Annotated in this window: 5 protein-coding genes; 4 read left to right on the top strand and 1 reads right to left on the bottom strand. The window is 60.6% G+C overall.

Annotated features, from left to right (window positions below):
• Positions 1-11: 11 nt before the first annotated feature.
• Complete coding sequence (locus QC180_RS18940) at positions 12-569, bottom strand: DUF3558 domain-containing protein (RefSeq protein WP_278264071.1); 558 nt, start codon at positions 567-569, stop codon at positions 12-14.
• Between the two features lie 486 nt (positions 570-1,055).
• On the opposite strand from QC180_RS18940, the gene QC180_RS18945 reads away from it, so the two are divergent.
• From QC180_RS18945 to QC180_RS18955, 4 genes are all read left to right on the top strand, one after another.
• Entirely contained in the window at positions 1,056-1,388 is a 333-nt protein-coding gene (locus QC180_RS18945) for a type VII secretion target (RefSeq protein ID WP_278264072.1), read from the top strand.
• A complete protein-coding gene (locus QC180_RS18950; protein WP_278264073.1) occupies positions 1,388-5,083 on the top strand; it encodes a DUF6531 domain-containing protein in 3,696 nt (1,231 codons plus the stop codon). The genes QC180_RS18945 and QC180_RS18950 overlap by 1 nt, the downstream gene beginning before the upstream one ends.
• A 183-nt stretch (positions 5,084-5,266) precedes the next feature.
• The gene (locus QC180_RS30250) at positions 5,267-5,917 is read left to right on the top strand and encodes an RHS repeat-associated core domain-containing protein (RefSeq protein WP_347567337.1); all 651 of its coding nucleotides are present in this window, start codon (positions 5,267-5,269) and stop codon (positions 5,915-5,917) included.
• 33 nt (positions 5,918-5,950) lie between these two features.
• On the top strand, positions 5,951-6,433 hold the full coding sequence (locus tag QC180_RS18955) for a hypothetical protein (protein ID WP_278264074.1): 483 nt from the start codon (positions 5,951-5,953) through the stop codon (positions 6,431-6,433).
• The last annotated feature ends 146 nt before the right edge of the window (positions 6,434-6,579 follow it).

Consider the following 6,579-nt stretch of genomic DNA (forward strand, 5'->3'; position numbering starts at 1 on the left):
ATCGTTTCAGGTTATTTCGGGAACAACGGAACCAGCGCCTCGGCGATCGGTTCGAGCCGTTCACACGGGGGCACCAACTTTGCCTTGGTGCCGGTGTTGAGCAACGCCATCTGGACGAACCCGGTACTGGTCGAAAAGGCGATCGTGCAATCTTCGTTTGCGTCGTAGTTGCTGCCCCGGTACTGGACGCCTTCGCGGCCAGCAATAACAACGTCCTTGAACTCGATGTTTTCGGGCTTCGCCTTGATCTCGTCGATCGTGTGGATAGTCGAGTGGACGCCGACACCGTAGCTGGACGGGTAGCCCACGTCATCCCAGCGGCAGATCTTCCACCCGGGTTCCTCGGCCCCGAGGATGCCAGACCGCTTCGACGCCACGTCCAACCCCAGCCCGGTCATCGTCGACTCCGGAATCTCGGAACACGGATCCCACAACGCCGCCGTAGCCGCCGCCACATCCGTAGTCGAACTCGGCTGAGCATTCCCCTCCTCGGTCGTCGAGCACCCCGCCACCGCGAGCACCCCACACACCACCGAAGCCACCACCACAGACCGTCGCCGCACGAACATCCTCCGTCTCCCCGTTCCACCGGCCCAGACCCCACGGCCCCAGCCCCGAGCCACCCGAGCGCTCCCCGCACCCGACCGCCACAGATTCCGCCCACCTTACGACATCTCACCCACCCCTGGCCGCCCTCCCCGGTAGGCCGCCGAACCGGCCTCGGGCGCTCCGTCCGAAGCGATTCGTCAACCGTCCTCCTCGCCGATCCGAGATCCTGACCCCACCGGTCCGGTCAACGAGGACATTCGCTTCTGCATAGCCCCGTTGTCTTCATCGAAACCCTTAGACGCACCGAATCACCCCTTGGTTCCGTCGAATTCACGACAGCGTCACACCCCACAACTTCCGCTAGGCTCGACGCTCGGCACTTCGTGCCGCAGCTCATCGACCAGCAGCCTTCAGCTGGTCGGCCAGAACGAACACCGCAGGTCGGGGGAGTGAGTGGCACCTGTCGACCGAGGGTGGCAGCACATGGATTCACCAGGGGGACCACGATGACAAGCGCAGGCGGTGCCGGGGAAATCAACATCTCCCCCGACCAGATCAAAACTCACGCCGCCAACGTCGCTTCGGCCGGTTCGGGCCTGACCGAGGCCTTGGAAGCCGCACAAGCTGTCTCCGCACCGTCTGACGCGTTCGGCAAGATCTGCGCCTTCCTCGGCCCCCTGTTCGTCGACTCCGTCGAAACCGACGGCATCGACGCCATTCAGGCCGCGATCGATTCCTTCACCACCACCAGCACCAACCTGTCCACCGTGGTCGACTCGTTCACCACCCGCGACACCACCAACGCCGCAGCCCTCAAGTCGCAGGAATCCGGACTGTAATGGCCGCCAACCCGCTGATCGCGGCCAAGGAAGACTCCACCACCGCCTATAGCGGTATCAGCTGCATCGAAACCGTGACCGGTGTCTCCGACGCCATCTCCTCGGGTTCCTGGATCGAGGCAGGCCTGGGAGTCCTCGGCGGCGCCGCGGACCTGTTCTCGCTGGCTGTCGACCCCCTGGGCACTTTGGCTTCCTACGGTGTCGGCTGGCTCATCGAACACTGCGAACCCCTGCAGAAGGCATTGAACTGGATCGCTGGTGATCCCGACCAGATCGAGGCCTACGCCAAAACCTGGGACAACGTCGCCACCCGCATCACCGAAGTAGCCAACACCCAGAAATCCGCCGTCGAGAAAGACGTCGCCGACTGGACCGGCCAAGCCGCGACCGCCTACAAGACCCACGCTAGCGACACCACCAACCTGCTCTCGGCCGCCTCGGGCGCGGCCACCACAGCGGCATCAGCGATCCGCTTGGCCGGCGGTGTCGTGGCCGCGGTCCGCCAAACCGTGCGTGACCTGGTCTCCCAAACCGTGGCCCGCCTGGCGGTCTGGGCGGCCGAGGCAGTGTTCTCCCTCGGCCTGGCCACCCCGGTGATCGCGGTCCAGGCGACCGCCTACATCGCCAAGACCACGGCGATGATCTCGAAACTGTTCTCGAAACTGGCCAAGACGATGTCGAAGCTGATGCCGCTGCTGAAGAAGCTCAAGTCAGCCTTCGGCGACATCGCCAAGGCCTTCAAGAAGACCAAGACCGGCGGCAAGAACGCCGACACCACGCCCGCGTCGACCAAACCGAAAGGCAAAGGTGGCGACAGCGATTCCCCCGATACCACTCCCGCCGGAACCAAAGGCGACGACACCAGCCCGGCCTCGACACCGGACACCCCCAACACCCCACGCGATCCCAGCGACACCAATTCCGGCGCCCCGAACCAGGCACGCAAGGGCGATTCTCCCGACACCCAGGACGCCAAAGGCACCTGTGGCCGCATCGAACCGGTCGATATGGCCACCGGGGAATACTTCGTCCCGATCGTCGATCTGGAACTACCCGGCGTCCTGCCGGTCGTGCTGTGGCGGCGTCACCGCTCCAACTATCGCTACGGGCGCTGGTTCGGCCCGTCCTGGTCGACCTTCCTGGACATGCGACTCATCGTCGACCACGCCGGGGTCACCTTCATCGGTGAAGACGGCATGCTGCTGTCCTACCCCCACACCGCCCCCGGCCTCGAGGTCGTGCCACAACACGGTGATCATCCCTGGCCACTGACTCTCACCGACCACGGCTACCGCATCCACGACCCCGAACGCGAAATCACCTGGCATTTCGCCGCATTGGACCCCGAGTCCGAAGCCCTCGGCGACTACCCGATCGCCGGCATCTCCGACCGCCACGACAACTGGATCCGCCACCACTACCACCCCAACCGCCACCCCAGCCACCTCACCTCTTCCGGTGGCTACAACGTCACCTTCACCACCGCCGAAGACCGTGTCACCACCATCACCGTCGACGGCACCGACGAACACGGCGACCTTGTCTCCACCCTGCTGCGTGAATTCGCCTACCAGGCAGGCGATCTCGTCGCCGTCACCAACAGCGTCGGCGGTACGACCCACTACACCTACGACCGCGCCCACCGCATGCTCACCTGGCGCGACCCCGACAACACCCACTTCGCCAACACCTACGACGAACTCGGCCGGATCGTCCGCCAAGAAGGCACCGACGGCATCCTCAACGCCACCGTCTCCTACGAAACCCTGCCCAACAACTGGGGCACCCGCACCCACGTCACCAACTCCGTCGGCGCGTCCTGGACCTACGAATTCGACTCCCAGAAACGCCTACTCGTCGAAACCGACCCCTACGGCGCGGCCACCCGCACCGACTACGCCGACCCGGTCAACCGCCAACCCCACCGCATCATCGCCCCCGACCTGGCCACCACCGTCTACGTCCGCAACACCGACGACAACCTCGTCCGCCTCCAACGCCCCGACAACCACTCGATCACCATCGACTACCACTCGCGCAACCGCCCTGCAGCGATCACCAACGCCGACGGCACCGTCACCCGATACGAATACGACGACGCCGGAAACGTCGCCACGATCACCGACCCCGACGGAGTCGCGCTACACCAGACCTACCACGCGAACGGTGCGGTCGAGAGCAGAACCGAAGCCGGTGGCACAACAACGATCGAGGTCGACCCAGCTGGTGAACCGATCCGCGTGACAGACCCACACGGCGCCACCTCCACGATCACGCGCGATCATTTCGGCAGACCGATCGCTATCACCGATCCGCTGGGAAATGTCACTCGATACACATGGTCAGCAGAAGGAAACCCGCTCACCCGCCTCGACCCCGACGGGTATGAAGAGCACTGGACTTGGAACAGCAGCGGCAAACTGCTCGAACATTCAGACCGCGTCGCCAACTGTAATCGCTACACCTACGGCCCATTCGGCCTCCTACAAACCCACACCGCACCCGATGCCGCCGTCACAGGCTACATTTGGGACACCGAACAGCAGCTGATCTCGATCACGAACCCGCTCGGACAGTCCTGGTCGTATTTGTACGACATGGTCGGTCGAGTGTCATCGGAAATCGACTACAACGGATCGACCACCGAATACCGTCACACCACCACCGGGCTCGTCGCGATGGTAACACCAGCGACCGGGATACCGCGCCATCATACTTACAACGAACTCGGCCAATTAATCGGCATCCGCGCAGAAACCAGCGAATACGCTACCTTTGCGTACTCGCCTGCGGGACATCTCATTACAGCGACCAGCGCTAGCAAATCAACTAACACCAACCACACCGTCCGATATACCCGCACCCCCGCCGGTCGACTCGTCCGTCACCAACTCGACGACCTTCCACCTACCACCTACAGCTACGACCAACACGGACGCAGCATCAGCCGCAGCAATCCGAGCGGTAAGATCACCGAGTGGTCCTATGGCGCCGGGAGCCGTATCACTGCCCTCACCATCAATGACCACCCGATCGAATTTGAATATGACTCACTCAGCCGGCACATCGGCTGGAAAGTCGGAGCCTTCGAACACGGTCAGCACTACGATTCGGTCGGACAGATCGGGACACGCACCCTCGCACTCCGCGGCGCAGGCATACAGCATCTTCGCCATGACGAATACACGCGACGTCCAGATGGCTACGTTATCGAGCATCGCACACGCTGGAGTAACAACCGAACGGTCACTCGCGCATACGATCTCGACCCGGTCGGACGAGTTTACGCGGTCACCGCAGGGAACAACGTAACTCAGCAGTACGGCTACGACAAACTCGGCAACATAAGGTCAGCCTCTAACGAGCAGATCATCAATGTCAGCGAATTACCGAAAAGCAATCTTGCCGAACGCCTGGAATACAACGGCAACTTGCTGACTCGGCGTGGTCGCACACTGTATCACTACGATGATGCCGGACGTCTCATCAGGAAAGAAATACGCCGGATATCACGAAAACCAATCCAGTGGCATTATCGCTACAACGCATTTGATCAACTCTCCGACGTATTCACGCCGGACCGTCAATGGTGGCAATATTCCTACGATGCACACGGAAGACGAGTATCAAAGAAACTCCTGTCCGGAGACCAATCACTGATCGAATGCCACAACTACGTCTGGGATCACACCTAGCTGATCGAGCACGAATCCCGGAATTCGGTGACTTCGTGGGACTACAGCCCTGGAAGCTATCGGCCAATAGCTCAAACGATCATCGATGCTTCCGGCCGCAACGAGCACGCAACATATGCGATCGCTACCGATTTGGTCGGCACACCCACCGAAATTCTCGATATTGAGAATGGAACCATCGCCGTGGCTGCAGAAGCCGACCTATGGGGAAAATCTAAGGCGCCGAATGCAAGTGGGGATATCCTCAGATTCCCAGGCCAACAATATGACGCAGAGAGCGGGCTACACTACAACTACAAGCGTTACTACGATCCCGAAACCGGTCGATATACAACTAACGATCCACTTGGCCTCGGCCCATCCCTCAACCCCAACATATACCCACACAATCCCACAATGTGGATCGACCCTTTGGGTCTCACTTCAACGCCGAGCTGTGGAGGTAGCAACGCAAATGCCCCTATTACCACCCCACAACAACATGCGGTGCCTCAGACACAACCGACCACGCCAAGTTCCGCACCATACAACATTCCGGTTGATCAGAACGGCATACCGGTCGGTGGACACACCTCGGGCACCAGCAGGCCGCCCACGATGGGCGCGACCCCTAATTCTGTTTACACACGGACAGGTTCGAACGGCGTCCCTGTCCAAAATACAATCTATAATGGAGATGGAAACGCGGTCGGGCATTTCGACTTCAAGACGCACCCCGGAACATCGGGCCCGCACGGTCATGTATTCACCACCCCCGGAACGATTGAAGGGCACGGCGCGGGTGCCGCTCACATACCTGCCTCCAATCTGCCTCCAGGGTGGGATATACACTAGAAGAACACATATAGACTCCACGGGAGGGTGTTAATGAAGCTGGAACCAGAGAGTGTTGATGCATTTCTTTCGAGGTTCTTCTTCTTTGAAGATGGCTCGATCGTTGGAGTCAGTTTAGAACTTCAACCTGCGACGGAAGTGCGCGTCATCATTACCATCGACGCGATGGAGTCTTCGAGGACTGCCATTGCTGATTCCGTGAGTGCCACCGGAGATATCGTATGGCGTAAGGTCAGAATGACGATAGAAGGTGTATCGGCGTATCGGTTTCTAGCCAGCGAAAGGTTCACCTACAATACCCTTTCCGACGGCATACAACTCGCTGTAGGTCCGAATGAATGCGTATTGGATCTCAACCCCGCGATCGGTGACGATTGGTCGCCCACCACACCAGGGTCGGGCTCCTGGTCCGCTCAGCAAGTGTTTTCCGCGATCGACAGCGATGGGATCAATGGCGAGTGCACACGCCAGTTCGTCGTCGGGAAGAGTATCTCAATCGAGGTGTCGTCAATATAATCCCTCCACGTGCACGCCGACCAGTCGCATCATTGTCGCCTTGTTCCGCACAACACCGACTCGATCTCTATAGGCGCATCGAACGTCGGCTCGGTTACCCCGGATCGAAGGTCGGCCACCTTGGAGCTCTTAACAGGATCTGTCGG

It is taken from the genome of Nocardia anocheti (genome assembly GCF_029675105.1).
GTDB lineage: Bacteria > Actinomycetota > Actinomycetes > Mycobacteriales > Mycobacteriaceae > Nocardia.